General features: G+C 73.8%; 25 protein-coding genes. 16 read left to right on the top strand and 9 right to left on the bottom strand.

Annotated elements, in window-relative coordinates; translation table 11 throughout:
* The first annotated feature begins 49 nt into the window (after positions 1-49).
* Positions 50-235 (top strand): hypothetical protein, encoded by a 186-nt coding sequence (locus ABZ404_RS23010; RefSeq protein ID WP_358837279.1) that lies wholly within the window; start codon positions 50-52, stop codon positions 233-235.
* 58 nt (positions 236-293) lie between these two features.
* Here ABZ404_RS23010 and ABZ404_RS23005 read toward each other — a convergent pair whose 3' ends face one another.
* The 6 genes from ABZ404_RS23005 to ABZ404_RS22980 form a co-directional block, all read right to left on the bottom strand.
* Complete coding sequence (locus ABZ404_RS23005; protein ID WP_358990783.1) at positions 294-3,251, bottom strand: BTAD domain-containing putative transcriptional regulator; 2,958 nt, start codon at positions 3,249-3,251, stop codon at positions 294-296.
* A gap of 92 nt (positions 3,252-3,343) precedes the next feature.
* Positions 3,344-3,745 (bottom strand): NUDIX domain-containing protein, encoded by a 402-nt coding sequence (locus tag ABZ404_RS23000; RefSeq protein ID WP_358837845.1) that lies wholly within the window; start codon positions 3,743-3,745, stop codon positions 3,344-3,346.
* Positions 3,742-4,965, bottom strand: a complete 1,224-nt coding sequence (locus tag ABZ404_RS22995) for a hypothetical protein (RefSeq protein ID WP_358990780.1) — start codon at positions 4,963-4,965, stop codon at positions 3,742-3,744. Before ABZ404_RS22995 ends, ABZ404_RS23000 begins: the two co-directional genes overlap by 4 nt.
* Positions 4,962-5,726 (bottom strand): hypothetical protein, encoded by a 765-nt coding sequence (locus ABZ404_RS22990; protein ID WP_358837893.1) that lies wholly within the window; start codon positions 5,724-5,726, stop codon positions 4,962-4,964. The genes ABZ404_RS22995 and ABZ404_RS22990 overlap by 4 nt, the downstream gene beginning before the upstream one ends.
* Before the next feature lie 56 nt (positions 5,727-5,782).
* Positions 5,783-7,714 carry a hypothetical protein gene (locus ABZ404_RS22985; RefSeq protein ID WP_358990777.1) on the bottom strand — a complete coding sequence of 644 codons (1,932 nt, stop codon included), beginning with the start codon at positions 7,712-7,714 and terminating at the stop codon, positions 5,783-5,785.
* Positions 7,711-8,502, bottom strand: a complete 792-nt coding sequence (locus ABZ404_RS22980) for a glucose 1-dehydrogenase (protein WP_358837589.1) — start codon at positions 8,500-8,502, stop codon at positions 7,711-7,713. The genes ABZ404_RS22985 and ABZ404_RS22980 overlap by 4 nt, the downstream gene beginning before the upstream one ends.
* Before the next feature lie 398 nt (positions 8,503-8,900).
* Here ABZ404_RS22980 and ABZ404_RS22975 point away from each other — a divergent pair, with 398 nt between their 5' ends.
* From ABZ404_RS22975 to ABZ404_RS22945, 7 genes are read left to right on the top strand one after another with little or no spacing between them, the layout of a single operon-like run.
* Positions 8,901-10,106 (top strand): pitrilysin family protein, encoded by a 1,206-nt coding sequence (locus tag ABZ404_RS22975; protein WP_358837588.1) that lies wholly within the window; start codon positions 8,901-8,903, stop codon positions 10,104-10,106.
* A complete protein-coding gene (locus ABZ404_RS22970) occupies positions 10,103-10,930 on the top strand; it encodes a hypothetical protein (RefSeq protein ID WP_358990775.1) in 828 nt (275 codons plus the stop codon). Before ABZ404_RS22975 ends, ABZ404_RS22970 begins: the two co-directional genes overlap by 4 nt.
* Entirely contained in the window at positions 10,927-11,982 is a 1,056-nt protein-coding gene (locus ABZ404_RS22965) for a nucleotidyltransferase family protein (RefSeq protein WP_358990773.1), read from the top strand. The genes ABZ404_RS22970 and ABZ404_RS22965 overlap by 4 nt, the downstream gene beginning before the upstream one ends.
* A complete protein-coding gene (locus ABZ404_RS22960; protein WP_358836126.1) occupies positions 11,979-12,932 on the top strand; it encodes an ABC transporter ATP-binding protein in 954 nt (317 codons plus the stop codon). Before ABZ404_RS22965 ends, ABZ404_RS22960 begins: the two co-directional genes overlap by 4 nt.
* Positions 12,932-13,699 carry an ABC transporter permease gene (locus ABZ404_RS22955; protein WP_358836127.1) on the top strand — a complete coding sequence of 256 codons (768 nt, stop codon included), beginning with the start codon at positions 12,932-12,934 and terminating at the stop codon, positions 13,697-13,699. Before ABZ404_RS22960 ends, ABZ404_RS22955 begins: the two co-directional genes overlap by 1 nt.
* Positions 13,696-14,508 (top strand): ABC transporter permease, encoded by an 813-nt coding sequence (locus ABZ404_RS22950; RefSeq protein ID WP_358836128.1) that lies wholly within the window; start codon positions 13,696-13,698, stop codon positions 14,506-14,508. Before ABZ404_RS22955 ends, ABZ404_RS22950 begins: the two co-directional genes overlap by 4 nt.
* Positions 14,509-14,510: 2 nt before the next feature.
* Positions 14,511-15,287 (top strand): HAD family phosphatase, encoded by a 777-nt coding sequence (locus tag ABZ404_RS22945; protein WP_358836129.1) that lies wholly within the window; start codon positions 14,511-14,513, stop codon positions 15,285-15,287.
* On the opposite strand, the gene ABZ404_RS22940 is transcribed toward ABZ404_RS22945, so the two are convergent.
* Positions 15,251-15,736 carry a carboxymuconolactone decarboxylase family protein gene (locus ABZ404_RS22940; protein WP_358836130.1) on the bottom strand — a complete coding sequence of 162 codons (486 nt, stop codon included), beginning with the start codon at positions 15,734-15,736 and terminating at the stop codon, positions 15,251-15,253. The genes ABZ404_RS22945 and ABZ404_RS22940 overlap by 37 nt on opposite strands.
* A 169-nt stretch (positions 15,737-15,905) precedes the next feature.
* On the opposite strand from ABZ404_RS22940, the gene ABZ404_RS22935 reads away from it, so the two are divergent.
* Positions 15,906-16,838 carry an RNA polymerase sigma-70 factor gene (locus ABZ404_RS22935; protein WP_358836138.1) on the top strand — a complete coding sequence of 311 codons (933 nt, stop codon included), beginning with the start codon at positions 15,906-15,908 and terminating at the stop codon, positions 16,836-16,838.
* Between the two features lie 28 nt (positions 16,839-16,866).
* Here ABZ404_RS22935 and ABZ404_RS22930 read toward each other — a convergent pair whose 3' ends face one another.
* Positions 16,867-17,178 carry a hypothetical protein gene (locus tag ABZ404_RS22930; RefSeq protein ID WP_358836131.1) on the bottom strand — a complete coding sequence of 104 codons (312 nt, stop codon included), beginning with the start codon at positions 17,176-17,178 and terminating at the stop codon, positions 16,867-16,869.
* Between the two features lie 245 nt (positions 17,179-17,423).
* Between ABZ404_RS22930 and ABZ404_RS22925 the strand changes: the two genes are divergently transcribed.
* The 3 genes from ABZ404_RS22925 (at position 17,424) to ABZ404_RS22915 (ending at position 20,568) form a co-directional block, all read left to right on the top strand.
* Entirely contained in the window at positions 17,424-18,422 is a 999-nt protein-coding gene (locus ABZ404_RS22925) for an aldo/keto reductase (protein WP_358836132.1), read from the top strand.
* A gap of 74 nt (positions 18,423-18,496) precedes the next feature.
* Complete coding sequence (locus ABZ404_RS22920; protein WP_358836133.1) at positions 18,497-19,306, top strand: alpha/beta hydrolase; 810 nt, start codon at positions 18,497-18,499, stop codon at positions 19,304-19,306.
* A complete protein-coding gene (locus ABZ404_RS22915; RefSeq protein WP_358836134.1) occupies positions 19,306-20,568 on the top strand; it encodes a SpoIIE family protein phosphatase in 1,263 nt (420 codons plus the stop codon). The genes ABZ404_RS22920 and ABZ404_RS22915 overlap by 1 nt, the downstream gene beginning before the upstream one ends.
* A gap of 18 nt (positions 20,569-20,586) precedes the next feature.
* Here ABZ404_RS22915 and ABZ404_RS22910 read toward each other — a convergent pair whose 3' ends face one another.
* Positions 20,587-21,204 carry a dihydrofolate reductase family protein gene (locus ABZ404_RS22910; protein ID WP_358836135.1) on the bottom strand — a complete coding sequence of 206 codons (618 nt, stop codon included), beginning with the start codon at positions 21,202-21,204 and terminating at the stop codon, positions 20,587-20,589.
* Between the two features lie 176 nt (positions 21,205-21,380).
* Here ABZ404_RS22910 and ABZ404_RS22905 point away from each other — a divergent pair, with 176 nt between their 5' ends.
* From ABZ404_RS22905 to ABZ404_RS22890, 4 genes are all read left to right on the top strand, one after another.
* Positions 21,381-21,839 (top strand): N-acetyltransferase, encoded by a 459-nt coding sequence (locus ABZ404_RS22905; RefSeq protein ID WP_358836136.1) that lies wholly within the window; start codon positions 21,381-21,383, stop codon positions 21,837-21,839.
* 194 nt (positions 21,840-22,033) lie between these two features.
* Positions 22,034-22,636, top strand: coding sequence for a hypothetical protein (locus ABZ404_RS22900; RefSeq protein ID WP_358836137.1), 603 nt, complete (start codon positions 22,034-22,036; stop codon positions 22,634-22,636).
* 429 nt (positions 22,637-23,065) lie between these two features.
* Positions 23,066-25,186 carry a PEP/pyruvate-binding domain-containing protein gene (locus ABZ404_RS22895; RefSeq protein ID WP_358990770.1) on the top strand — a complete coding sequence of 707 codons (2,121 nt, stop codon included), beginning with the start codon at positions 23,066-23,068 and terminating at the stop codon, positions 25,184-25,186.
* Positions 25,183-26,067, top strand: coding sequence for a hypothetical protein (locus tag ABZ404_RS22890; protein ID WP_358837763.1), 885 nt, complete (start codon positions 25,183-25,185; stop codon positions 26,065-26,067). The genes ABZ404_RS22895 and ABZ404_RS22890 overlap by 4 nt, the downstream gene beginning before the upstream one ends.
* Positions 26,068-26,140: the final 73 nt, after the last annotated feature.

Raw genomic sequence — 26,140 nt, 5'->3', positions numbered from 1 at the left:
CGCAGGCCAGGTCGCAGCCGCAGGCCTCTTCGACAGACAGGGAAACCCCGTGCAGCACAACCCGAAGTCCGCCGCCCGCCGCCTGACCGTCCTCGTCCCCGCCCTGCTCGCCGCGCTCCTCGCCGTCTCGGTGCCGGCCCTGTCGGCGACGCACTCGGCGGACACGGGACGGACCTCGCTGGCCGGCGACCCGGGTCACAAGAACGACCACGAGGAGTTCAACACCAAGGCGTGAGAACGGGGCGCGGCGCGGGCGCCGGGGCCCCATCGCCCCGACGCGGGCGGTCCGGGGCTTACACCGGTACTACTCCGGTGGCGTCCACCAGCAGCCGCGCCTGGGCCGCCTCCGGCAGACCGGCCCGGGTGAACACCTCCAGCGCCTCTTGGGAGTGCGCCAGCGCCTGCTCGTGCTGACCGGCGTCGGCGCAGACACGGGCGTGGATCAGCAGCGCGTAGCCCCGGTCGCGGTCCCGGTCGGGCACGGTCCGGAAGTAGGCCACCGCACGGGCGGCCGCCTCCAGCGCCGCCTGGAGGCGCCCCAGCACGCGCAGGGTGTCGGCGTACCGGTACAGGGCCTGCGCCCGCCGGCCCGGGATCCTCTCCGCCTCGCAGACCTCCAGGCACTGCGCGTAGTCGGCCAGCGCCTGCGGCAGACGGCCCAGCTCGTGCAGCGCCTGACCGCGTACGCACAGCGCGTGGGCGATGCCGTGCGGGTCGGCCATCGCGCGCAGCGCGCTCAGCGCCTCGTCGCAGGCGGGCAGCGCCTCCTCGGCCCTGCCGCCGCGGATCCGGGCCAGGGCGGCGTTGAGGGTGGTGGTCAGCCCGCCCGAGCGGTTGCCGAGCTCCTGGGCGAGGGCGAGGGCCTGGTCGAAGTGGTCGGCCGCCTCGTCGTAGCGCTGCTCGAACTGGGCGATGACGCCGAGGTCGTTGTACGCCTGCTGGAGGATCGCGCGGTCCCCGGCCCGGCGGCACGCCTCGGCCGCGAGCTGGGACTCGGTCCGGGCCCGCGCCAGCTGGGTCGCCTGGAGCGCGGCGTTGCCGCAGATGAAGTGGGCGCGCCCGGCCGCGTGGTGGTTGCCGTGCAGCGCCGCGACCTCGGCCAGGGAGCGTGCGGTGAGGGCCATCTGCCCGTACGGGATGTCCTGGCCGAAGGAGCTGAGGGCCACCAGGAGGTCGGCCGCCACCGTCAGCAGGTCCGGGTCCGCGCCCTCGCCCCGCGCGACCAGGAGCTGGACGGCGTGGACGGCGCAGTCGAACTCGGCCACGACCCAGGCGCGTGCCTGGCCCAGGGTCGCCAGCCGCTGCTCCCCCGGCTCCCCGCCCGCCACGGAGATCGTGCCGTGCACCGGGTCGCCCGGCACCATCCGCTGGAACGCCCCGGCCGCCATGCGCAGCAGATGGCCGAGCAGCCGGCGCTCCACCAGCGCGTCGGCTCCGGTCGCCCGTTCGGACTCCGGGTGGGGCAGGTGCAGCGCGAAGTCCCGGCCGAGGTCGTGGTAGCGGTAGCGGCCCGCCTCCGGCGACTCCAGCAGCGCGGCGTCCACCAGCGCCTCCAGCAGGGTCTCGGTCTCCGGCTCCCCCAGCGCCAGCGCCGCCGCGGCGGCGGACAGGCCGATGCTCGGCCAGGCGACCGGGGCGAGCGAGCGGAACACCTTCGCCTGCGGCCCGGTCAGCTGGTGGTAGCCGAGCTCGAAGACGGCGGACACGGCCAGGTCGTCGGCCCGCAGTTCGCTCAGCCGCCGCCGCTCGTCCGCCAGCCGGGCCAGCAGGTACGCCACCGTCCAGCCCGGCCGGGCCGCCAGCCGCGCGGCCACGATGCGTACCGCCAGCGGCAGATGGGCACAGGCGCCGACCAGCGCGACCGCCGCGGCCTCCTCCTGGTCGATCCGGTGCGCGCCGACGATGTGCCGCAGCAGGGACAGCGCCTCATCCGGGCTGAACTCGGTGAGCTGCACATGGGTGCCGGAGGGCACACCCGAGAGGTGGGCGCGGCTGGTCACCACGACCGCGCAGTGGACCGCGCCGGGCAGCAGCGGTTTGACCTGCGCGGTGTCGCGGGCGTCGTCGAGCAGCACCAGGACCCGGCGGCCGTCCAGGACCGTACGGAAGAGGCGGGCGCGGTCCTCCACCGAGCCAGGTACTTCCTGGCGCGGCACGCCGAGCGCGGACAGGAAGCTGGCGAGGACCGCGCCGGGGTCGGCCGCGTCCGCGCCGGTGCCGCGCAGGTCCGCGTAGAGCTGGCCGTCGGGGAAGGCCTCCTTGACGCGGTGGGCCACCCGCAGGGCCAGGGCGCTCTTGCCGATGCCGCCCATGCCGCCGACCGTGGCGACGGCCAGTGCGGTGCGGTCCTGGTCGGTGAGGGCCCCGGCCAGCGCTGCGAGCGTGCCGTCCCGGCCGCTGAAGTCGGCGATGTCGGCCGGGAGTTGCGCGGGGCGCGGGAGGGTGGCCGGGACCACGGCGTCCACGGGCTCGTCACGGGCGGGCGGCGGCGCGGCGGGTGCGGGTGCGGGCGCGGCCAGTTCGGCGTCTCCGGCCAGCATCCGCTGGTGCAGTGCGCGCAGCTCGGGCCCGGGGTCGAGGCCCAGTTCGGCGGCGAGCACCTCGCGCGCCGACCCGAACACCGCGAGTGCGTCGCCCTGGCGCCCGGCGGCGTACAGCGCGCGCATCAGGAAGCCGTAGGGGCGCTCGCGCAGCGGCTGTTCGCCGATGAACGCGGTGAGTTCCGGGATGACCTGGGTGTGCCGGCCCAGCAGGAGGTCGAGGGCGAAGCGTTCCTCCAGCAGTTGCCGGCGCAGCTCGGACAGCCGGGAGCGCTGCTGCTCGGCGAACGGCCCCGGCACGCCCGCCAGCGGCTCTCCGCGCCACAGCGCCACGGCCTCGGTGAGCAGGGCGGCCGCCTCGTCGTGCCGTCCGGCCTCGCCCGCGCGTGCCGCGTCGGCCGCCAGCCGCTCGGCGCGGAAGGCGTCGACCGAGGCGGGCGGCACGGCGAGGCGGTAGCCGTCGTTGACGGAGGCCAGCGCCTGCGGATCGCAGCCGCCGCTCTCCAGGATCTTGCGCAGCCGCCATACGTAGGTCCGCAGGATCATCACGGCGGAGCCGGGGGCCGTCTCGCCCCACACGGCGCTCATCAGCTCGTGCAGGGGGACGACGTGGCCGGTTCGGAGCGCGAGGGCGGCGAGGGTGGCCTGCTGCTGGGGCGGGCCGCCGGGCACGACGGCCCCTTCGATCCGAATGCCCACGGATCCGAGCACGAAGAATTCCACAGTTCCCCCGGGCGTGCACGCGCACAACTCTCACCGGCTGCTGGTCTCCAGAGGTCTGGCGCGAACCGGTAAACGGAGGGTCATCTTACGTTGCCGGCGATTTCGACCAGGTGGGGCGCGATGGCGGCCGGTTTCAGGCCGACGTCCGCCGCCTCGGCCAGCGGCACCCACACGAGCCGGTACTGGTTGTCCTCGCCGTCCCGCTCGCTCTCCGGACCGCCGAGGCGCGGGGTTCCGGTGGCCGGGCCCATCACGAAGTAGTGCTCGGTGCGGCCCGCGTTGTCGAGGGTGAGCAGCGGGGACTCCACGGCCGCCGAAAGGCCTGTCTCCTCGGCCAGTTCGCGTACGCACGCCTGCTCGGGCGTCTCCCCCTCCTCGACGCCCCCGCCCGGCAGGGTGTAGTACTCCACCCCGTCCTTGCGGCGGTGGATGAGCAGGACGGAGTCGTCCTGCCGGACGATGGCCACGGCCCGGGACTTCATCGGGGTCTCCCATGATCGATCAGTGTGCGCAGGACGGTACCGAGATCGTCGCGCTCGTTCCACCAGCGCAGGGCCAGCGCGGTGCACACGGCCCGGTCGGCGGGGTCGAGGGTGTCGAGGTCGAGGACGCCGACCGCCCGCATCACCAGGTAGGGGGCGAGCCGGCGGTCCAGGAGCTCGGGGCCGAACGCCTCGGTGAACACGTCGAGCAGCCGGTGGAGCAGGTCCGCCCGGGCGGGCGAGAGCCGGTGGTCGAGGTCGATGTGGAACGTCGCGGTGCGCGGGTCCAGGCGTGCGGCGCACCGCGGGGCCGCACCGTCGAAGGGTGCCTCCCGCCACCGGTAGGCGGCCGGGTGGTACTTGGGGAACAGGTATCCCCCGCCGAGGAAGAGCGACCAGAAGGCGGTCGCGAGCTCGCCGCGCACGTCGTTGTGGCCGGCGTTGCTCAGGTCGACGAAGACCGCGCCCCGGCCCACGTTGGTCTCGCTGAAATCGCCCTGGGACAGCACGCATTCGCGCGCGCCGAGGCCGTCGAAGTAGGCGGCGGTGCCCTCCAGGCACTCCCGTAGCGTCGTCGGCTGCGGCACCGAGCCGACCACCACCGGCTGGTCCAGCCACGGGCGGCGGCGCTCGACGTACCAGGGGATCAGCCGTTCGGTGACGCGGTGGGCGAAGAAGGCGTCGATGGGTGAGGACGAACGCAGCGTACGCCGGGCGCAGTTCGCGCGGATACGGTCGAGCAGCGGGCCGACCTCGTGCTCGGGCAGCAGTGTCCCGGCCCGTTCCGCGCGGCACAGCAGGTCGAACAGGGTGCCGCGCCCCACCCCCATCGAGGGCAGGTACTCGTACACCATGACCGTCCCCGCGTCGGTGCGCAGCAGGGACAACAGGGCGGGCACCCGGTTGCCCGCGGCGCCGAACTCCAGGTAACCGGCCAGTTCGGCGATGGCGTTCTGGGCCCCGACGTACTTGAAGAAGTGCGGCCGGCCGTCCCGCTGGGCGAAGCCGCAGGTCGAGTTCTTCAGCTCGCTCACGCCGGTGACCAGATAGCCCCGGGACGTCAGCGCGTGCCGCCAGAGCGGGGTGCGCGGGCCGGGGAGGCCCGGCGGCGGGGGCAGCACCTCGACGCCGCCGAGCGCCTCGACGCCCGCCCAGTCCCGCGCCTCGGCCCGCTCGGCGAGCGACTCCCGGAGGGAGAGCGCGGGCGCGGGGGCGGTCACGGGGACCCGGCCAGGCCCGCGCGGACCCAGGCCGCCGCCCGGGCCGCCGTCGTCTCCCGCCCGGCTCCCGGCAGGCCCAGCGCGTCGGCGTCCTTCAGCAGGTCCTCGACGATGTCCTGGACGCGCTGCTGGTAGAGCAGGAAGCTGTCGCGGTAGGCCTCCTTGGGCCCGGCGAAGCGCAGGGCGTCGTCGCCGTGCAGGTCCACCCCGCACTCCCAGTACGAGAAGGTCGGCGCGAGGGCGGCCTTGCGGTCGAAGCACTCCGCGACGGGGGTGCGCAGATGCAGGGTGCGGTGCGGCAGGGTGGCCGGGGCGAGCAGGCCGCTCAGCCAGCGCCGGTCGCAGCCGCGGGCCTCGGAGCGGCCCATGACGGAGTAGAGGTAGCGGTCCATGATGACCACGCCGCCCGAGGCGAGGTGGGGCAGCACCTCCCGGTTGACGAGGTCGGTGAGCGAGGCGGCGTACAGGAGCGCCATCGTGTACGGGTCCCAGTTGTCGTACTTGCCGCGCGCCTTGGCGTGCCAGATCAGCGGGTTCCTGATGAACGCGCAGACCCGGACGGACCACCCGTCCTCGGTCAGCGCCGCCTTCAGCAGCTCGATCTGCGTGGTCTTGCCCGCCCCGTCGGGTCCCTCCAGCGCGATGAGCCGCCCCGGAACCACCGCCTCGGCGGCGGCCGCGCCGATGTTGCGCACCGGCGCCAGCCGGGGGTAGGGCCGGATGACCTCGGCGGGGCCGGGAACGTCGTCGTCGATCTTCACAGTGCGGTACTCCTACGGGTCGTGCGGTGTCACCGGGGGGGTCGGACGGGGGCGGGTCAGGCGACCGGCGCGGGGGCGGTGGCCAGGTACCGCTCGAACCAGTCCAGGACGGACGCGGCGACCGCGGCGATCTCCTCGCGTCCCATCTCCCGGTACTCCGGCCGGCTCGGGATCCTGGCCCGTTCCGGGGCCGGGAACATCCGGTCGAAGAGGGCGGAGATGGCGCCGGGGTCGGTCTCCTCGGCCCCGGCGAGCCGCAGCAGCATCTTGGCGGCGTTCAGCACCGTCTTGTACAGGGCGTACGGGCTCGTCTCGACGCCCAGCAGGGGGCGCCGGAGTTCGTGCAGGGTCCGCGCCAGGTACTGGATGGTCTGCTGGTGGCGCTGGGCCGCGCCGAAGTCCGGCAGCTCCAGGTCGTCGCTGACGTACTGGCAGGCGATCCCGCCCTGTCCGAGCGAGTGCAGGGTGCTGAAGGTGCGCGAATCGCAGCGCCGGAGCAGCAGTTCATGGCGGGTGAGCACGGTGACGCCGAGCTTGACGTCCAACTCGGCGCGCAGCCGCGCCAGTTCCCCGGCGAGGTCGGCGGTGGTGCCCGGCTCGACGCCCACCAGGACGTCGAGGTCGCTCAGGTCGCGGTCGGCGGTGCCGAACCCGACGCTGCCCGCCACGACGAACAGCAGCAGCCGCTCGCCCAGCGCGGACCGCAGCCCCGTCAGGGTGGTGGCCGCGGCCCGGCGCAGTGCCGTCGGAGCCGGCAGGTCCAGGGGGTCGGCCATCCGCAGGGACGTGGAGGCCGGGGACGCGGTGGCGCCGGTCATCAGCCGGTCCAGCGCGAGCTCCAGGCCGGGGCGGGGGCCGGTGTTGTCGATGAGCAGGTCGCACTCCGCCGCGATCGCGTCGGCTCCCCGGGACAGCTTCACCTCGTCGTTGCGGGCCAGGGAGCCGGGGTCGACGAGCGAGCGCCGGGCCCGGACGGGCCCCGGGGCGTCCAGGTACACCACGCTGAGCCGCTCGCCCAGCAGCCGCTTCAGCTCCCGGGTGAGCCCCGGCCGGTGCAGGCTCTCGATGGTGTAGTCGCGCAGGTAGTAGTGGGCGCGGGCGTACCGGTCCAGTTCCTCGACGACCAGCTCGGCCAGCCGCCTTGGCTCCTCCTCGTACGGAAGGGCGAGGCCGTGCCGGGCGGCGGCCAGGTCGACGAGGTACCCCAGCTTCAGACGGGTGGTCCCGAACCGGCGGCGGAGGTACTCCCCGGCGCTGCTCTTGCCGCTCTCCGACAGGCCCCCGAGACCGATGACCCGGCGGACGTCCGCCAGCAACGGCTCGGTGGGGAGGCCGACTTCGGCGAGGTGGACGCGGAGCTGGTTCTGTACGTCGACGATGGAGGCGCGGTCCGCCGCGATGACCGCGTCGTGGCGGGAGCGGCGGGTTTCCAGCGCGGCGTGCAGCAGGTGCTGGTAGCGCGTGTACCGCTCGTCCGCGGCGCGCTCGCGGCCGACGCTCAGCGCGGCGCCGTCGGCCACCGGGCCCAGGGACAGCAGCACGCTGTACGCCTCGGGGGCCCAGTCGCCCAGCACCTCGGCGCGCACGCCCGCGACCAGGGCCTCCGCGTCCGGCGCCGACCGGCCGTCCTTGAGCATCACCGAGGCGACGCAGCTCGCCTCGACGGTGGCCAGGCCCCGGTCCAGGATCACCCAGGGGTGCCGGCCGGTGAGCGCGTCCAGCCGCCGGCCGTAGCCCTTCAGGAGCAGGCCGACCAGTTCCTCGCTGCGTGACTCCGTGAACCACCAGTGGGCGAGTTCGTCGCCGGACAGCTTCGGCCACTGCGGCAGGTAGTGGTGGACTCCGCCGCCGACGCACACCTCGTCGCCGATCGCGCTGCGCAGCAGCCTGAGCTGGGTGGTCTTGCCCGCGTTGTCGGCGCCGTCGAGGGCGATGACCCGGGGCCGGACCGGGCTGTGGGGACCCGCGGAGGGCCGGTGGCCGCTCACGAGGTCCAGTCCCGCTGGAAGTCGGTGTGCAGGCTCAGCCCGCCGTCGATGAGCACGGACTGCCCGGTGATGTAGCGCGCGGCGTCCGAGAGCAGGAACAGGGCGAGACCGGCCACCTCGTCGGGCTCCCCGATCCGGCCCAGCGGGATGCGGGCCTCGGCGCGGGCCTTCCTGTCCCGGTCGGACACCCAGTCCCGGTTCATCTCCGTGTCGATGGCACCGGGGGCGATGGCGTTGACCCGGATGCCGTGCGCCGCGTACTCCAGGGCCAGGGTCGCGGTGAGCATCCGCAGCGCCGCCTTGCTCGCCGCGTAGCTGGCGAACCCGGGCTTGGGCACCGTCTCGTGGACGCTGGTGATGTTCAGGACCGCGCCGCGGACGCCGGCGCCCACGAAGTGCTCCAGCGCCGTCCTGGCACACAGGAACGCGCCGACGAGATTGGTGTCGAGGACCCGCGAGAAATCCGCCAGAGAATGGAGATGAGCCGCCGATGGCAACTGTTCACCGGCATTGTTGACCAGAAAGTCGAGGGAGCCCGTTCCGCTCAGTGCGAGCTGGAACATGTCCTTCACCGCGCCTTCCGACGACACGTCCGCCTCGATAAGGCGGTAGTCGGCGCCGAGCGCGTCCAGGTATTCCCGGGTCTCCTTTTCCCGGCGAAGACCGGCCGTGCTGCTCCAGTCCCGGTCGTTGAGGACCACACGGGCACCCGACCGGGCCAGACCCCAGGCTATCGATCGGCCGATCCCGGAACCCGCACCGGTTATCAGGGCGCTTTTGCCTGCCATCGGCAACTGGTCGGTCATGGCTGGCCGAACCCCTCTCGTCTGCTGGTGAGCAGCCCAGCATGGCTGGCGTCCATATACCGCTGATCTACGTCACGACGGCCTCGCATATACGCCTCATCAACGAATTATCTATAAGCGAAGAAAACGATGTCCGCCGCTCGATCCGGGGTTGACCCGGCGTTTTTCATCGGCCTATGTTTCTGGGGCACCCCCGACCGAACGAGAAACGAGAAGGGAGGAAACGAAAATGCGCGCTCACAAGGTCTCGCTCCGTCCGCGTCTGGACAAGACGTCGACGAAGCAGCGGTAATTGCCGCTCATAAAAGCAGGGCGGAGCACTTGCTCCGCCCTGCTTTGTCTCTCCTCGCACCCGTCCGAGAAACCAAGGAAAGGCCGAGATGCCGCCCTCGCCCCCCGTCGTCGTACCCTCCGCACTGCCGACGATCGCGCTGCTGGACGAGCGGCTGCGCACGACCAGCGTCTGCCTCGCCGTCCGCTACGGCTCCCGCGACGACCCGGCGGAGCACGGCGGCCTCGCCCATCTGCTGGAGCACACGTTGATGTCGGCCCCGCTGGACGGGCGGCCCTCGTTCTGCGAGCAGGTGGAGCGCCTCGGCGGCAACGCCAACGCCGAGACCGGCCTCGACATCATGCTCTTCTACGCCCAGGTGCACGCCGACGACGCCGACGCGGTGGCGGCGCTGCTGCACCAGGCCGTGCTGCGGCCGGAGTTGACGGACACGGTACTGGACACCGAACGCGACGCGGTCCTCCAGGAACTCGCCGCGGCCCAGGCCGACCCGGGCGACGTCGTGCAGGACGCCTTCCTGGCCCAGCTCTTCCCGGGCCACCCGCTGGGCCGGCCGGTCGGCGGCGACGTCGAGCAGATCCGCCGGATCACCCTCGCCGACGTACGGGAGGGACACCGCACCCGGTTCCTCACCAGCGCCATGACGCTGGTGATGGTCGGGCCCCGGCTGCCGCGCCTCGACGGGCTCGGCCGGACCGTGGCGCCGGCCGCCGCCCCGGCTCCCGCCCGGGCCCTGCCCCCGCTCGCCCCGGACCCGGCCGTCGTCTGGCCCGACGAGTACGGCTGGGTCTGCGTCGGCGCCCGCTCCGGCGCGGCCGACGACCCCGGGCGCCGCCGCTTCGCGCTCCTGGCCCAGCTCCTCGGCGACAGCCCCTCCTCCCCGCTCTACCGCAGGCTCCGCAACGAGGCAGGGCTGGCCTACTCGTTCGCGTGCTGGGACCGCGGCTACCAGGAGGCCGGGGCATGGCGGGTGCTGGTCGGTGTCGAGCCCGGCAACGGCGGGACCGTCGTCGGGATCGTGCGCGGGCTCCTGGCCGAGCTGGCGTCCGCGGGCCCCGACCCGGAGGACCTGGCGGCCGCCCGCCGACAGGCCCGGATGCGGATGATCCTGGACAGCGAGTCACCGCTGGACCAGCTGCGGATGGTCGCCCAGCGCAGCCGCGCCGGCACCGCCGAGTGGTCGCTGGCGGCGGAGCTGGCCGCCTTGGACGCCGTGGACGCCGAGCAGGTCCGCGCCGCGGCGGCCGAGGTGCTGGACGGCCTGACCGTCGCCGTACGACCGGAGGCGTCATGAGCACCCCCGCCCTCCCCAGCCCCGCCTACCTGGCCTGGGCCCACGAGCAGGGCACCCGGGCCGGGATCGGCGCCCACACCTACGTGGCGGGGGCGCAGACCGACCCCGTCACCCGGGAACGGCGCTGTCTGGTGGAGTACGCGGCGCCGGAGCTGCTCGCGACGCCCGCCGCCCTGGCGGAGCTGGAGCGGCGGCTCACCGCGGCCCACCCGGACGCCGACGCCCTGCTGCTGCGGGCGCCCGGCGACACCACGCTGCCCGCGCCCTGGCGCCCGTCGGTCAGTTACGTGCGCTACACCGGCGCCGTACCGGAAGCCGCCCAGCAGCCCGCCGGGCTCGCCGTGGTGCCCGCCGGGCCGGAGCACGACCCTCTGGTCGCGGGCTGGCTGGCCCGCGCGATCGCCGACGGCTACGGCCCGGCCGCCGGTGACACCGGACGAGCCGGACTGATCGACAGCGCGGCGCGGGAGGTGCTGGAGGCCCCCGACCGGGTCTCCTTCCTGCTGACCCGCGACGGCCGCCCGATCGGTCACGCGTCCGTGCTGACCGGCGCCCTGGACGAGGTCACCGGCGCCGAGTTCACCGACCTCTTCGACCTGCTGGTCGACGACGCCGACGCCGTACGGCCCGGCACCGCTGCGCTGGTCGCCGCGTGTGCCGCTCTCGCCGCCGAGCGGGGCCGCCCGCTGTTCGGCAACGTCGTGCACGACAGCACCGGTCCCGACAGCGGGGCCCGGATCGTGGCCTCCCTCCAGGAGCGCGGCTGGCGCCTGGACCACCGCTTCTGGCGCCGCCCCCGCCCCGACCAGGAGACCCCCGTATGAGCACCACCGTCCGCACCGACTCGATCGATCTGCCGCTGCTGTACCGGCTGTTCGACCTCTCCCCCGACGAGGACCTGCGGGTCCTGGTCCGCCGTGCCCGGGCCACCCGGGAAGCCCTCGTCCAGCTGGTGTTCTCCGTCGCGGAGCGGTCCGGGCACCGCCTCGGCACCGGCTCCGCCGACGAACTGCGCCGGGCCCGCGCCCGCGCGGAGGGCTACCGGCGCCTGCACACCGCGATCCGCGCCGCGCACCCCGTCCACGTGCTCAAGGGCCCGGCGATCTCCCAGCACTACCCCGAGGGCGTCCTGCGGCCGACCGGCGACCTCGATCTGGTCGTGGCGGACGAACGCGAACTCTGGGCCGTGGTCCGGGTGGTGCTCGACCACCAGAGCGTCGACAACCTCGACTACTCCGTGGTCGACGGCGAACGGCGGCACATGATGGCCACCCTCTCCTGGGCGCCGCTGGATCCCCTGCTCGACCGCGACGCCAAGGTCGACGTGGGCACCGCCGCCTACTTCGGGGACGGCGCGCTCCTGCCCGTCCGCTCCCGGCCGCCGGCCGACGAGGTGCTCACCGCTCTCCTGGCGATAGCGGAGGAGCGGTTCCAGCGCGCCTTCCACGCCGTGGACGCCCTCGACGTGATCGTCCTGTCCCGGGTCGGCCCGGAGTCGGTCGCGGCGGCCGAGGCGACGGTCCGGGAGTTCCGGCTGGCCCCGGAGGTAACGGAACTCCTCGCCCACGCCGGGCGGTGCGCACCTCTCGGCCCCTTCGAGGAGCTGCGCCGGCGGCTGGAGCCCGCCGCCGAGCAGGAGCGCGAGCGGCGCTTGGCGGCGACCGCCGCGCCGCCCGCCCGGGTCCGCTACGGCATGGAACTGCGCCGGGCCCACCGCCCCGACTGGCGGCGCGCCGTGGAGCACCACGCGGGCGGCGACACCCTGATGCTGACCCCGGTCGGCGACTATCTGCTCGTCGAGTCCGAGCTGGTCGCGCCGGACCGCTACGAGGCGGCCCTCGCTGCCCTCCCCCACCTGCCCGAAGGACCCCGATGAGTGCGATCGAGACACGTGCGCTGTGCCGCGACTACGGCGAGGGCCGGGCCGGTGGCCGGCGCGCCCACGCCCTCACCGAGGTGGACCTGATCGTCGAGGTCGGTGAGGTGCACGGTCTGGTCGGCCCCAACGGCGCCGGCAAGACCACCCTGTGCAAGATCCTCTCGACCGTCCTGGAGGCGACCTCCGGCACCGCGACCGTGCTGGGGCACGACGTCTCGACGGAAGCGGCGGCCGTCCGCCGTGACATCGGGATCGTCTTCGGCGGCGACCGCGGGCTGTACGGCCGGCTCAGCGCCCGGCAGAACCTGCGTTTCTGGGCCGCCATGTACGGGCTGCACGGCCTCGCGCTGCGCCTGCGCGTCGACGAGCTGCTGGAGCGCCTCGGTCTCGCCGACCGCGCGGGCGACCGCGTCGACACCTTCTCGCGCGGTATGAAGCAGCGCCTGCACCTGGCCCGTGGGCTGGTCGGCGACCCGAAGGTGCTGCTCCTGGACGAGCCCACCGTGGGCATGGACCCGGTGGCCGCACGCGACTTCCGCGGTCTCGTCGGGGAGATGCGCGCGGAGCGCAGGACCGTGCTGATGACCACCCACGACATGGCCGAGGCCGAGGCGGTCTGCGACCTGGTGACGATGATCGACCGGGGGCGCGTCCTGCTCACCGAGACCCCCGCCGAGATCGGCCGCGTGGTGCCCCGGTACGAGCGGGTGGTCGCCGGCGGTGTTCCGGCCGGGACGCGGCAGGCGCTCGCCGACCTGGAGGGCGTCCTCGCGGTCGAGGCCGAGCCGTCCGGCCGGCTGCGGGTGGAGACGGCCGACTCGTCGGTGACCCGTACCGTCCTGCGGCTCCTGGTGGAGGCCGGGGTGTCCGAACTGGCCACCCAGCGCCCCAACCTGGAGGACGCCTACCTCCACCTCATCGGCGACCGGGGCATGGCGGTCGGCTGATGCGGATCTTCCTCACCGGCTTCCGGTTCCAGCTCCGCGTCGCCCTGCGCGCCCCCGACACCCTCCAGATCTGTGTCACCGCGCCGCTGTTCACGCTGGTCTTCATGGCGATCTCCGAGCACGCGGGACGCCCCGACCTCGCCCCGTTCGCCATCGTGTCGCCCACGCTCATGTCCCTGTGGACGCTGGCCCTGTTCATCGCCGGGGAGCTGATCGGCGACGAGCGCAGGTCCGGCACCCTGGAGGCGCTGATCGCCGTACCGGCACGGCTGTCCACGCTGGTGATCGGGCGGATCTGCGCGGTGACCACCCTGGGTCTGCTCTCGTTCGCGGAGGCGTGGCTGGTGGCGGGGCTGGTCTTCGACCGGTGGCTGACGGTGCGTCACCCGCTGGTGTTCGCCGTGTGCCTGGTGGTGACCGCCCTGGCGATGGCCGCGACCGCGACGATCTTCTCCCCGCTGTTCATCCTGATGCCCTCGGCGCGGACGGTCCAGAACACCCTCACCTACCCGTTCTACCTGCTCAGCGGCGTCCTCATCCCGGTGGCGATGCTGCCGTTCTGGCTCCGGCCGGCCTCCCACGCGATCTTCCTGTCCTGGAGCGGCGACCTGCTGCGCGACAGTCTGGCCGCCCCGGCGCCGCACGACGTGGCCGCCCGGCTGGCCGCCGTCCTGGCGCTGGGCGCCGCGAGCTATCTGATCGGAACGGCGCTGCTGCACCGCGTGCTGCGCCGGGTCCGCCGACTAGGAACGCTGTCCCACTCATGAGCCTGACGACATCGATCACCGAGCCCGCGCGCATCATCCGCTACAGCGCGGCCAACGCGCTGGCCGACATGCGCGCCATGTACACATGGAAGACCTGGACCTTCGGCTGGCTGGGCCGGATGCTGGCCCAGGTCACCTTCTTCGCCTTCTTCGGCCACGTCATCGGCTCCGCCGAGCAGACCCGCTACCTCCTCGTCGGCAACGCCGTGATGACCTGCGTCATCGAGTCGATGATGGTCATCGTCTCCACCACCTGGGAGCGCCGGGTCGGCACGCTCAGTCTGCTGAGCGCGGCCCCGGCCCCGCTCTCGTGGGTGTTCATCGGGCGGAGCCTCCAGTGGCCGGTCAGCGGCACGGCCACCTCGCTGGCGGCGCTCTTCGCCCTGGGACCGGCGTTCGGGGTGCACTGGCAGGCGGGTCAGATCGCGCCGGTGACGGCCCTGGTCGTCCTGACCGCGGCGAGCACCTACTGCTTCGGCCTGTTCGTCGCGGCGGTGGCCTTCAACGCCGACGGCGCCCGCAACATCATCTCCAACGCCACCTATCTGCTGATGATGGCGGTCTGCGGTGTCCAGGTGCCGACCTCGTACTGGCCCGACTGGGTGCGGGCGGCCGCGCAGGCGATCCCCCTCACCCAGACGCTCAAGGCGGTCCGCTCCGTCGTCGCCGGTGCGGGGACCGCTGATGTCCTGCTCCCGGCCGGCTGGGCGGTGCTGCTCGGCGCCGGCTGGCTCACCGCGGCGACCTGGATGTTCCGTCTGATGGCCCGGCGGGGCCGCCGTACGGGCTCGATGGGAGCGGGTGCCTGACGATGCGCCGCACCCGTGCACCCCGTGCCCCCCGTGTACCGCCCACCGACGCCGTGGTCCTGGACTGCGACGGCACCCTCGTCGACACCCAGGCGCACTGGGACCGGGCCTGCGCGGCCGTCTGCGCCCGGCACGGGGTCGTGCTGGACGATACGGACCGGCTCGCCCTGATCGGTCTGCACCTGCCGGAGCTGGGCCGGGCGCTGGCCCGGCTGCTCGGCAGGCCGGCCGCCCACGAGGAGCTGGCCCGCCAGGTCCGCGAGCGCGTGGAGGCCGCTCTGGCGGAGGGCGTCGGCGCCATGCCGGGCGCGGTCGCGTTCGTGACGCGGCTGGCCACCAGCCGCCCCCTGGCGGTGGTCTCCAACTCGCCGCGCCACACCGTCCTCCAGCACCTCCACCACGTCGGTCTGGCCGACGCGTTCGCGCTCGTCCTGGGCAGCGACGACGTCGAGCACCCCAAACCGGCCCCGGACCTCTACCGCACCGCCTGCGCCCGGCTCGGCGTGGAGCCCCGCGGGGCGGTGGCGGTGGAGGACTCGGCGGTCGGGGTGCGCTCCGCCCGCGCGGCGGGCCTGTACGTGGTCGCCGTCGCCCCGTCCCCCGGCCCGGACCTGACCGGTGACGCCCTCCACACCACGCTGGCCGACCCGGACCTGCTGCGGAGCCTGACCGGCCGCCCGCACCCGCCCGTGGGCCCGGCCCGGATCGGACGATCCCGGGCCGGGCCGGTTACGGATCCCGGTCAGCTGAACGCGGCCGCGAGCATGCCGACCTCGTAGGAGCCGCCCTTCTGGTGGACCGTCACGGCGAGCCGGTTGGCGGCGTTGATCAGGGCGGTCAACGCCACCAGCGCGGCGATCTGGTCGTCGTCGTAGTGCTCGCGCACCCGCGCCCAGGTCTCGTCCGACACGCCCCGGTGGGCGTCGGCGAGCCGGGTACCCTCCTCGGCGAAGGCCAGCGCGGCCCGCTCCGCCTCGGTGAACACGGTGGTCTCGCGCCAGGCCGCGACCAGGTGGAGCCGGGCCGCGCTCTCACCGGCGGCCGCCGCCTCCTTGGTGTGCACGTCGATGCACCAGCCGCAGCCGTTGATCTGACTGGTGCGCAGCGCCACCAGCTCCTGTGTGGCGGCGGGCAGCGCCGACTTCTGGAGCAGCATGCCGGTGTTGGCGAACCGCTTGGCGAACTTGGCGCCGAACTCGTTCTCGAACAGGTGGAAACGGGGTTCCATGACGTCGTCCTCACGTGTGGTGTCGTACTGACGACCAAGAGATGCCGGCGGCCCGGTCCCTGTGACGCGGCGGCGGTGTGACGAGGGCCACCGCCGGGGACTGTCACAGAACCGCGGCGGCCGGTGTCTTGTGCGCATGGCAGCGAGGACGAACGGGCGGGAGCAGCCGATGGGGACCGAGTACGGGCTGAGCGGGGACACGGCGGGCGCGCCCGCCCCGGGCACGCAGGCGGACCACGCCACCGAGGCGTTCGTCGCCCACCGCAACCTGCTGTTCACCGTCGCCTACGAGATGCTCGGCTCGGCCGCCGACGCGGAGGACGTCCTCCAGGAGACCTGGCTGCGGTGGGCGGGCGTCGAGCTCGCCGCGGTGCGCGACCCCCGCGCCTATCTGGTACGGATCACCACCCGCCAGGCGCTGATCCGGCTGCGTACGCTCGGCCGCCGCAAGGAGTCCTACGTCGGCACCTGGCTGCCCGAGCCGCTGCTCACCGCGCCCGACGTGGCCGAGGACGTCGAACTGGCCGACAGCGTCTCGATGGCGATGATGCTGGTGCTGGAGACGCTCGCACCGACCGAGCGGGCGGTGTTCGTGCTGCGCGAGGTGTTCGACCTCCCGTACGAGGAGATCGCCGAAGCCGTCGACAAGAGCCCCGCCGCGGTCCGTCAGATCACCCGCCGGGCCCGCGCCCACGTCGCGGCCCGCCGGCCCCGCGGGCCGGTCTCCCCGGCCGAGACGCGCGACGCGCTCCACGCGTTCCAGCGGGCCGCCGCCACGGGCGATCTGCGGGGCCTGCTCGACATCCTCGCGCCGGACGTCGTCTTCATGGGCGACGGCGGCGGAGTCCGGCAGGCGATCGCGCACCCCGTCACCGGGGCCCGCGACGTGGCCGGTCTGCTGGCCCGGCTCGGCAGGTTCTCCGCGCCGTCACTGCGCCCGGCACACGTCAACGGCTACCCGGCGCTCGTCCGGCGGCCGGGCGGCGAGGTCGACACGGTCGTCGCCGTGCGCATCGACGACGGCCTCATCAGCGGGCTCTACTCGGTACGCAACCCGGCGAAGCTGTCGCACATGCGGCGGGAGACGGCGCTGTGCCGCTGAGCCCGTCCACGCCGCTCACACCCCGTCGCTAGCGGCCGAACCGGACGCTGGAGAAGCGCAGACCCTTCGGAGCCTGCCGGCCGGGAGCGACCAGGGTCGCCTTGCCCTTGCACTCCTTGCCGGAGAACACCGTGGCCGGGGAACGCGTCCCGTTGTGCGGTGCGAAGGATCCGCGGGACATGGTGAAGCACTTGCCGTCCGGCACGTCCTGCACGAAGAACACCTGGCCCCCGCTCTGGAAGGTGAACGGGCCCTTGGAGGCGACCGCCGTCCCCGCGGAGAGGGTGAGGGCCATGCCAAGCCCGACGAGCGAGACGGTGAGCGGACGGATGAGACGCATGATGGATCCCCTGGTGAACACGGTGCACGACAAACGGCGAGGCGGGATTGCCTCGCCCACCCGGACAACGACGCCCGCCGCCGCGCGACACGAGGAGCGGGCTAGGTCGGATCGTCGGACGGTGTGCGAACTCGCTCCACGGGACGAGGCCCCGGGAGGGGCGCGCGGGATCGGCGGTTGACTTCGAGCGCACTCCAGCACCTAGCGTCCTGAACAGATCGTTTCCGAGTTCAGGAGGCAGCACCATGACCACCGTCCCCGCTCTCCCCACCCGGCACCTGGGCAGCCTGGCCGTCGCCGCACAGGGCCTGGGGTGCATGGGCATGAGCCACGGCTACGGCGCCGCGGACGACACCCAGTCCATCGCGACCCTGCACCACGCCCTCGATCTCGGGGTGACCCTGCTGGACACCTCCGACTTCTACGGCTTCGGGCACAACGAGGAGCTGATCGGGCGGGCGATCGCCGGGCGGCCCCGGGACGAGGTGGTGCTGGCCACGAAGTTCGGTTTCGCCAACCCTCTGGGCGAGCCCACCCGCATCCGCGGCGACGCCGCCTACGTACGGCAGGCCTGCGAGGCATCGCTGCGCCGGCTCGGGGTCGACCACATCGACCTCTACTACCAGCACCGGGTCGACCCGGCCGTACCGATCGAGGAGACCGTCGGCGCCATGGCCGAGCTGGTACGGGAGGGCAAGGTGCGCCACCTCGGGCTCTCCGAGGCGGGCGCGCACACCATCCGGCGGGCGCACGCGGTGCACCCGATCGCGGCGCTCCAGAGCGAGTGGTCGCTGTGGACCCGCGACCTGGAGGCGGAGATCGCCCCGGTCTGCCGCGAGCTCGGCATCGGCATCGTCCCCTTCTCACCCCTCGGCCGCGGCTTCCTCACCGGCCGGTTCAGCTCGGTGAACGGGCTGGAGGCCTCCGACGTGCGGCGCACCCAGCCGCGCTTCGCCGACGGCAACCTGGAGCGCAACCTGGCGATCGTGGCGAAGCTGAACGAGCTGGCCGGGGCGAAGGGGATCACCGCCGGGCAGCTCGCCCTCGCCTGGGTCCAGCACCGGGGCCAGGACGTGGTGCCGATCCCCGGCACCCGGCGCCGGACGTACCTGGAGGAGAACCTCGCGGCCCTGGCCGTCGAGCTGTCCCCGCAGGACCTCGCGGCCATCGAGGCGGCGGCCCCGCCGGAGCAGGTCGCCGGCACCCGCTACGACGCGACCAGCCTCACCTTCGTCAACAACTGAACTCCGACCTCGCGGCACCCCGTCGGAACCATCCACTCCGGGCAGGTGTGGGGTGATCTGCGAGGATGGTCCGTATGACGGCACTGGGCAGGAATCATGTGACGGTGACCGGCCGGGCCGGGGGGCCGGTGGTGATGCTGGCGCACGGCTTCGGATGTGACCAGAACATGTGGCGGCTGGTCGTCCCCCTACTGGAGGAACGTTTCACCGTGGTGCTCTTCGACCACGTGGGGGCGGGGCGGTCCGACCTGTCGGCCTGGAGCCGGGAGCGGTACTCCTCCCTCGACGGCTACGCCCGGGACATCGTCGAGATCTGCCACGAGCTGGACCTCGGGCCGGTGACGTTCGTGGGGCACTCGGTGAGCGCGATGATGGGCGTGCTGGCCGCGGCCCGGGAGCCGGAGGCCTTCGCCCGTCTGGTCCTGCTCGCCCCGTCGCCGTCCTTCATCGACGATCCCGAGCAGGGCTACCGGGGCGGCTTCAGCGCCGAGGACATCCACGAGCTGCTGGAGTCGCTGGACGCGAACTACCTGGGCTGGTCGGGTGCGATGGCTCCGGTGATCATGGGGAATCCCGAGCGTCCGGAGCTGGGCGAGGAGCTGACCAACAGCTTCTGCCGCACCGATCCGGACATCGCCCGTGTCTTCGCCCGGGTGACGTTCCTCTCCGACAACCGCGAGGACCTCGCCAAGGTCACCGTGCCGACCCTGGTCGCCCAGTGCTCCAGCGACGCCATCGCGCCTCCCGAGGTGGGTGCCTTCGTCCAGGCGCGGATCCCCGGCAGCCGGCTGATCACCCTGAACGCGACCGGGCACTGCCCCCAGCTGGCCGCACCCGAGGAGACGGCCGCAGCGATCGCCGCGTTCGCCGGGGCGGACCATTGATGTGCGCGGTCGGCGACGGCGAGGAGCCGGCCCGCCGGGAGCGGCCCGCCGACGGCCAAGCGGCGTTCGCGGCCCTGCTGGAGGACAGCGCGGAGGACCTGTACGAGCACGCGCCGTGCGGGTACCTGTCCACTCTGCTGGACGGCACCATCGCGAAGGTCAACACCACGCTGCTGGAGTGGCTGGGATACCGGCGGGGCGAGCTGGTGGGCCGACGGTCGTTCTCCGACCTGCTCACGGTCGGCGGCAGGCTCTACCACGAGACGCATTTCGCTCCCCTGCTGCGGATGCAGGGTGAGATCAGCGGGATCGCCCTGGAGCTCAGGGCGGCCGACGGCAGCCGGCTGCCGGTGCTGGTGACCTCCACGGTCAAGACGGGCGGCGACGGGCAGCCGCTGCTCATCCGCACCACCGTCTTCGACGCCCGCGACCGCCGCGCGTACGAGGAGGAGCTGCTGCGCGCCCGCCGGGAGGCGGAGCGCGAGCGCGAGGAGCTCAAGCGCCTCAACACCACCCTCCAGCAGACCCTGCTGCCGTCCGCCCTGGCGCGGGTGCCCGGCCTGGAGGTGGCCGCGCACTACCACATCGCGTCCGAGGACCGGGTCGGCGGCGACTTCTACGACCTGTTCCCCCTCGCCGCGGGTACGTGGGGGCTGTTCCTGGGCGATGTCTGCGGCAAAGGCGCCAACGCGGCGGTCATCACCTCATTGGCCCGCTACACCCTGCGCGCGGCCGCCGTCTACGACCCCGACCCGGCCGCCGTGCTCACCAACCTCAACACGGTCCTCAACCACGAGTACCACGGCACCGACCCCCGGTTCTGCACGGTCGTCTTCGGGCTGCTCACCTCCTCGGAGGGCGACGGGTTCCGTCTCACGCTGGCCAGTGGCGGCCACCCTCCGGCGCTGCTGATCGGCGCGGAGGGCGGCGCCGAGTACGTACACACGCCGGGCGGGCAGCTCATCGGTGTCCTGCCCCACCCCCACATCGCCACCACGACCGTCGACCTGGCCCCCGGCGACACCCTGCTGCTCCACACGGACGGCCTCACCGAGGCCCGCACGGGAGCCGCCGACCGCCGCGGGGACCGCTACGGCGACGAGGCGCTCCTCGCCTTCGCGGAGGCCCTGGGCCCGACGACGGCCCCGGGGACCGTGGCCGCCGTCCGCGACCTGCTCACCACGCTCGGCACGGGAGTGGACGACGACACCGCGGTCCTGGCCGTCAGCGTCCCGCGCCCGGGCGCCCGGCCGGAGAGCTGAAGTCACCTCTCACTCCTCTCACTCCTGCTCGCTCCGGGGCAGATGCGTCCTTGCCTCGTCGTACGTTCCCTCGCCCGTGGACCCGGCGGGTGCGTACACCAGGTGCAGCACACCCGTCCCGAACGCCTCGGACGAGAGCAGCCTCAGCGGGATCGTGGGCTCGCCCTCGTCGAACAGGCGCATGCCCTTGCGTACGGCCAGGGGGTGCACCAGCAGGTGCAGCTCGTCCAGGAGGCCGGACGCCAGGAGCTGGCGGACGACCGAGATCGATCCGCTGAGGGCGATGTCACCACCGGGTCCGTTCTTCAGGGCGGTGACGGCCTCGACGAGGTCGCCCCGGAGCTGCTCGGAGTTGCGCCAGGTGAAGTCCAGCTCGCCGCGTGAGACGACGATCTTGCGGGCGTCGCCGAGCGTCTTCGCGAAGCCCGCGTCCTCGCCGCCGGCCGCCTCCCGCTCCGGCCACGCCCCGGCGAAGCTGTCGTAGGTCCTGCGGCCGAACAGGACGGTGTCGGCCGTGCCCAGCATCGCGCCGACCGCCGCCCCCATCTCGTCGTCGAAGTAAGGGAAGTGCCACTGGTCGGGCGCCTCGACGACCCCGTCGAGCGAGATGAAGAGGCCAGCCGTGATCTTCCTCATGATGTTCCTTCCAGAAGGGCCGCCGTCGCGGTCTGCTCCATGAAGACGGCCGGGAGCGCGGAAACTCATCGGTGGTGGCGCGCGCCGGGCGGTGGCGGGTTCGCCCCTGGGGGCGTGGCCCCCGGCGGGATGGAACCGCCATCTGCCCGTCAACGGCCGCCCGATAGGCTCGCACCATGTCGACCAGCCCTTTCGTCCCGCCCGACTTCGTCGTTCCCGAGAGCCTGTCGGGTACGGGGTTCCGTCTGGAGCCCCTGAACGGGCGGCACAACGAGGCCGATCACGCGGCCTGGACGACGAGCATCGAGCACATCCGGGCCACCCCCGGCTTCCAGGACCGCGACTGGCCGCCGCCCGCCGGGATGAGCTTGCGGGAGAACCTCCGCGACCTGGACCAGCACGCGGAGGACTTCGCCCGCCGCACGGGCTTCACCTACTCCGTCCTCGACGACGGGGGCGAGGTGATCGGCTGCGTGTACATCTATCCGTCGCGCACCGACAGCGGAGTGGCCCAGGTGCGTTCCTGGGTACGGGCCGACCGCGCCGAGCTGGACCGGCCGGTCCACGACGCGGTGGCCGCGTGGCTCTCCTCGGCCTGGCCTTTCGAACAATTCGACTACGCGCCGAGGGTGTGACCCGGGCGGCGGCCCCCGAGGGGGCACGACCGGTGACGCCGCGTCACCGGCCCGGCCCTGCTCCGGGTACGCCACCGGACAGCTCGGCGAGCACGCGGGAACGGCGACTCCCGGACATGATCAGATACCGCGAACCGGAGCAATGACGACCCCCTTATGGCTCTCACACAGCTCTGTTCGCCATACTTCGCGCCGTGGACCAGCGAACAGATGACCAGCACACCGCCCTGACCGCCGCCCTCAACGCGGCCGCGCTGAACCCGGCGCACGTCCCCGGGCTGATGCCCGCGCCCGCCCCAACGTCCGAGGCTCAGGCGGACCCGCAGGACGGGACCGGGCCGGGGGCGGAGCCCGAAGGCACGGTGACCGAAGGGAGGGTGACGGACGATGCGGCGACGGATGACACGGTGACGGATGACGCCGCCGAGGACGCGGCCGTCGGAGCCGTCCCCGCAGCGGGGCCGGACGCCGGGACCGACGCTCCCGCCGCCGAACTCCCCGCCTCCGAAGCGGCCGATGACGGGCCCGTCTTCTCCGTCTCCGACCGGCGGGGCAGCATCACCGCCGACCGTGCGGGGATCCGGCTGTGCCTGGACGGTGAAGAGGCCGCGTTCGGATGGGACGAGCTGAGCGCCGTCGAGTACGCGACCTCCCGCTGGACCCGCCGGTTCACGATCACCGTGCACCTGCCCCGGCCGCGCTGGTTCCGCAACGACGTCCAGGCCGAGGACCGGGCGAGCCTGGAGCAGTGGTCCGAGCAGCTCGAAGAAGTCCTGAACGCCTACTTCGAGGAGTAGGACCCACCCGTTCGCACGACCCGCGCCGACGCCCGCACCGCGCCGAGCCGCCCCGCGCGGCCTCGGCGCGGACGTCGTCCCACCCCGTGGCTTGTTCCGCACTGCTCAGCCGCCACCTCCTGCGCAAGGCAAGGCAGACTCAAGCAGAAGCTGACATGAACAGCCAAGGAGCGGGGTCGTCGCACGGGGACTCCCGTCACTCCACCGGGATGCCGTCGACCCGGTCCCGGAAGTGGCGGGAGAGACCCCTGATCTCCCGCTGCCGACGCACGCCGCACAGCACCCGCCGCGCGGGATCGGTCCGATCCCCGCCCCGGGCCGGAGGGGGAGAGACATGCTCGCACTGTCGTGGACCAGGCCGACGCTCATACCGGGGTCCCCAGCCGCCGCGCGCGAGCAGCCGTCAGCCGTGGTCGCGGGCGGTGGACGATGACCGCCCTCGCCGAACGCGGCGGCCGCGAACACGGCGGGGAGCACGGCGAGGAACCGGGCGGGAAACCCCTCGTCCCCGCCGGTGCCGCCGTCGCCCTGGACCACCCCGACGCCCGGCTGCCGCTGTCCGCGGGCTCCAAGGCCGCGAACCTGGCGCGCGCGGCCGCCGCCGGACTGCCGGTCCTGCCCGGCTTCGTCGTCCCGCACGGCCGCGGTGACGACGCCGAGGCCCTGCGGCACGCCTGGCGCGACCTCTCCCGGGACGGCACGCTCGCGCTGGTCGTCCGCTCCTCGTCCCCGCAGGAGGACACCGAGGAGTCGTCCCTGGCAGGGCAGTTCGCCTCCGTGCTCGACGTCCGGGACTGGCCCGCCTTCCGCGCGGCGGTCCGTACGGTCCTCGGCTCCGCGGACCGGCCGGACGGCACCCGGGCGCCGATGGCCGTCCTCGTCCAGCCGATGCTCGACGCGCGCGTGGGCGGAGTGCTCTTCGGCGCCGACCCCGTCGGGGGGCGGCCGGACCGGATGCTGGTGAGCGCCGTGCGCGGCGGCCCCGACACCCTGGTCAGCGGCGAACAGGACGGGACGAGTTACCACTTGGCGCGCTCCGGACGGCTGCTGCGCCCCGCGCCCCCGCACACCGCCGACGAGCGGCTGCTGACCCGGGGCGAGCTGTACCGCCTCGCCCGGCTGGCCCGGCGGGTGGAACGGGTCTTCGGCGGACCGCAGGACATGGAGTTCGGCTTCGACGGGACCGGGCGGCTGTGGCTGTTCCAGGCCCGTCCCATCACGGCGATGACCGCGCGGCCCGCACGCGGCGCCCGGCTGCTCGGCCCCGGTCCCGTCGCCGAGACCCTCCCCGCCACGCTGCAACCCCTGGAGGAGGACCTGTGGGTGGCGCCGATGGCCCGGGGGATCGCCGCGGCGCTGGACATCGGCGGCAGCGCGCCGCGCCGTCTGCTGCGCGCCCACCCCGTGGTGACCACGGTCGCCGGCCGCGCCGCCGCGGACCTGCGTCTGCTGGGCGTCGTCCCGCCGCGCCACCGGCTGCTCGCCCGGGTCAACCCGCTGCCGGGTGCCCGCCGGCTGGCGGCGGCGTGGCGCACCGGGCGGCTGACCCGCGCCCTGCCCGACCTGGCCCTCGACCTCACGGCGGACATCGACCGGCGACTGGCCGAGACCCCGCCGCCGGCCCGTCTCTCCCGCGCCGACCTCGCCGCCCTGCTGCGCTGGACCCGCTCCGCCCTGGCGGCCCTGCACGCCCAGGAGGCGCTGGCGGGCGCTCTGTTGCGCGAGGACGGCACCCGTACCGCCGCGAGCGCGGCACTCACCGCCCTGGCCGAGCACCGCGCCCGGGGGCTCACGGACACCGAGACCGTGGCGGCCGCACCCGTCGTCCTGGCACTCACCCCACCCCGTCTGACCGGGCCGCTGCGGCTGCCGCCGGGCGCGGAGGAGAACGGGGAGAGACCCGCGGTCGCGGAGAAGGGCCCGGCCGCGGAGAAGGGCCCGGGGCTCCCGGCGCTGCCCGCCCGGGAGGCGCTGCGGCTGCGCATCCGCTGGATCCACCAGCTCCAGGTGCACCTCGTCCACGACGCCGCGCGCCGGACCACCCTGTCCCACCGCGCCGTCGCGCTGCTGCGCTGGCACGAACTGCTCCGCACCCTCGACGGCGACGGTCTGCCGAAGGACCTCGCCCAGCGGCTCCCCCGCCCCGACGGCCCGCCCCTGCCCGACGCCTTCCGTCTGGCCGAGGACGCCGTGGTGGTCGCCGAGCGCCCGCGCGACGGCGGCGCCCCGGCGCGGGGCGTCTCCGGCGGCCGTGCCGCCGGAACCGCCTGGGACGGCCGGGGCGAGCGCCCCGAGGACGCCGTCCTGGTCGTCCGCACCCTCGACCCGGCCCTCGCTCCCCTGCTGCCGCATCTGACCGCCCTGGTCGCCCAGACCGGCAGCCCGCTGTCCCATCTGGCCGTCCTGGCGCGCGAGTTCAAGGTGCCCGCCGTGGTGGGCGCCGCCGACGCCGTGCGGCGCTTCACCCCGGGAACCCGCCTGGCCGTCGACGGGACGAGCGGCGACATACGGCTCGACGACACCCGCACCCGAGAGGCGGCCGACCGGTGAAGCGACTGGCACACCTCTTCGCGGGCGCGGCGGGGCTCGGCGCGGGCACGTACGTCGTCATCTACCTCTACCGCTGGCAGTGGCAGCGCGCGATCATGTGCGGGGTCCTGCTGCTGGTCGCCGAAGTGCTGCTGCTCGGACTGATCGTCCTGGGCCGCCTCAGCCGGATCGAGGAGCGCATCGGCGAGGGCGACCGGCGTCACGCCGACGTCCTGGCGCGGCTGGAACAGCCGCCCGCCGCGGACCCCGCCACGCGCTTCCGGTGGCTGGACGACATCCGGGTGGAGCGCACCCATGTCTTCGTTCCCGTCCTGATGGCCGCGGGCGCCGTGCTCTCCGGGCTCGCGCGGCTCGTCCAGAAGATCGCGCAGAGCACGGTCCGCCCCGCCGCCGACCGCCGGGTGGCGGGCCGGCTCGCGATCCTGGCCGCACCGCCGCTGGGCACCGACCTCGACGCCCTGCCTCCGACGCGTCAGGACCGGCGCCGCACCCGGCACCGGGTCACCGGTTTCGTCGCCGGAAGCACCGCGCTGGCCGCACTCGTCCTCGGGCTCGGCGAGCTGACCGAAACCCGTCCCGAGGAGCGCGCCCCGGACACCGTGGCGACCTCCGTGGTGGTGCGCCTCGCCACCCGGGGTGTTTCCGGCCAGGAGTACCGGAGCCTGCTGGCCCACGAGATCTGGAACCGCTGCCGCCACTCCACCGCCGTCCCGCTGTACGACACCACCCTGGGCAGCCTCGGCGACGGCCTCTACGCCGGGGTCATCCACCCCGCCCTCGCCGATCACGACCGTATGCGGCTGCGCGGCTGCCTGGAGGACGCGGCGACCGACCGCGCCTCCTTCAAGGTCGTCGGCATGGACCAGACGAAGCAGGACTGACCCCGGACGGGCGGTCGCGGGGGCGGAAGTGCGCCGCAAACGGGTGGGCGGCGGTGGGCGCGGACAGGGACGG

Source organism: Streptomyces sp. NPDC005878 (genome assembly GCF_040629815.1).
Classification (GTDB): domain Bacteria; phylum Actinomycetota; class Actinomycetes; order Streptomycetales; family Streptomycetaceae; genus Streptomyces.
The sequence above is the reverse complement of the archived record's forward strand: the minus strand, read 5'-3'. Positions and strand labels throughout refer to the sequence as shown.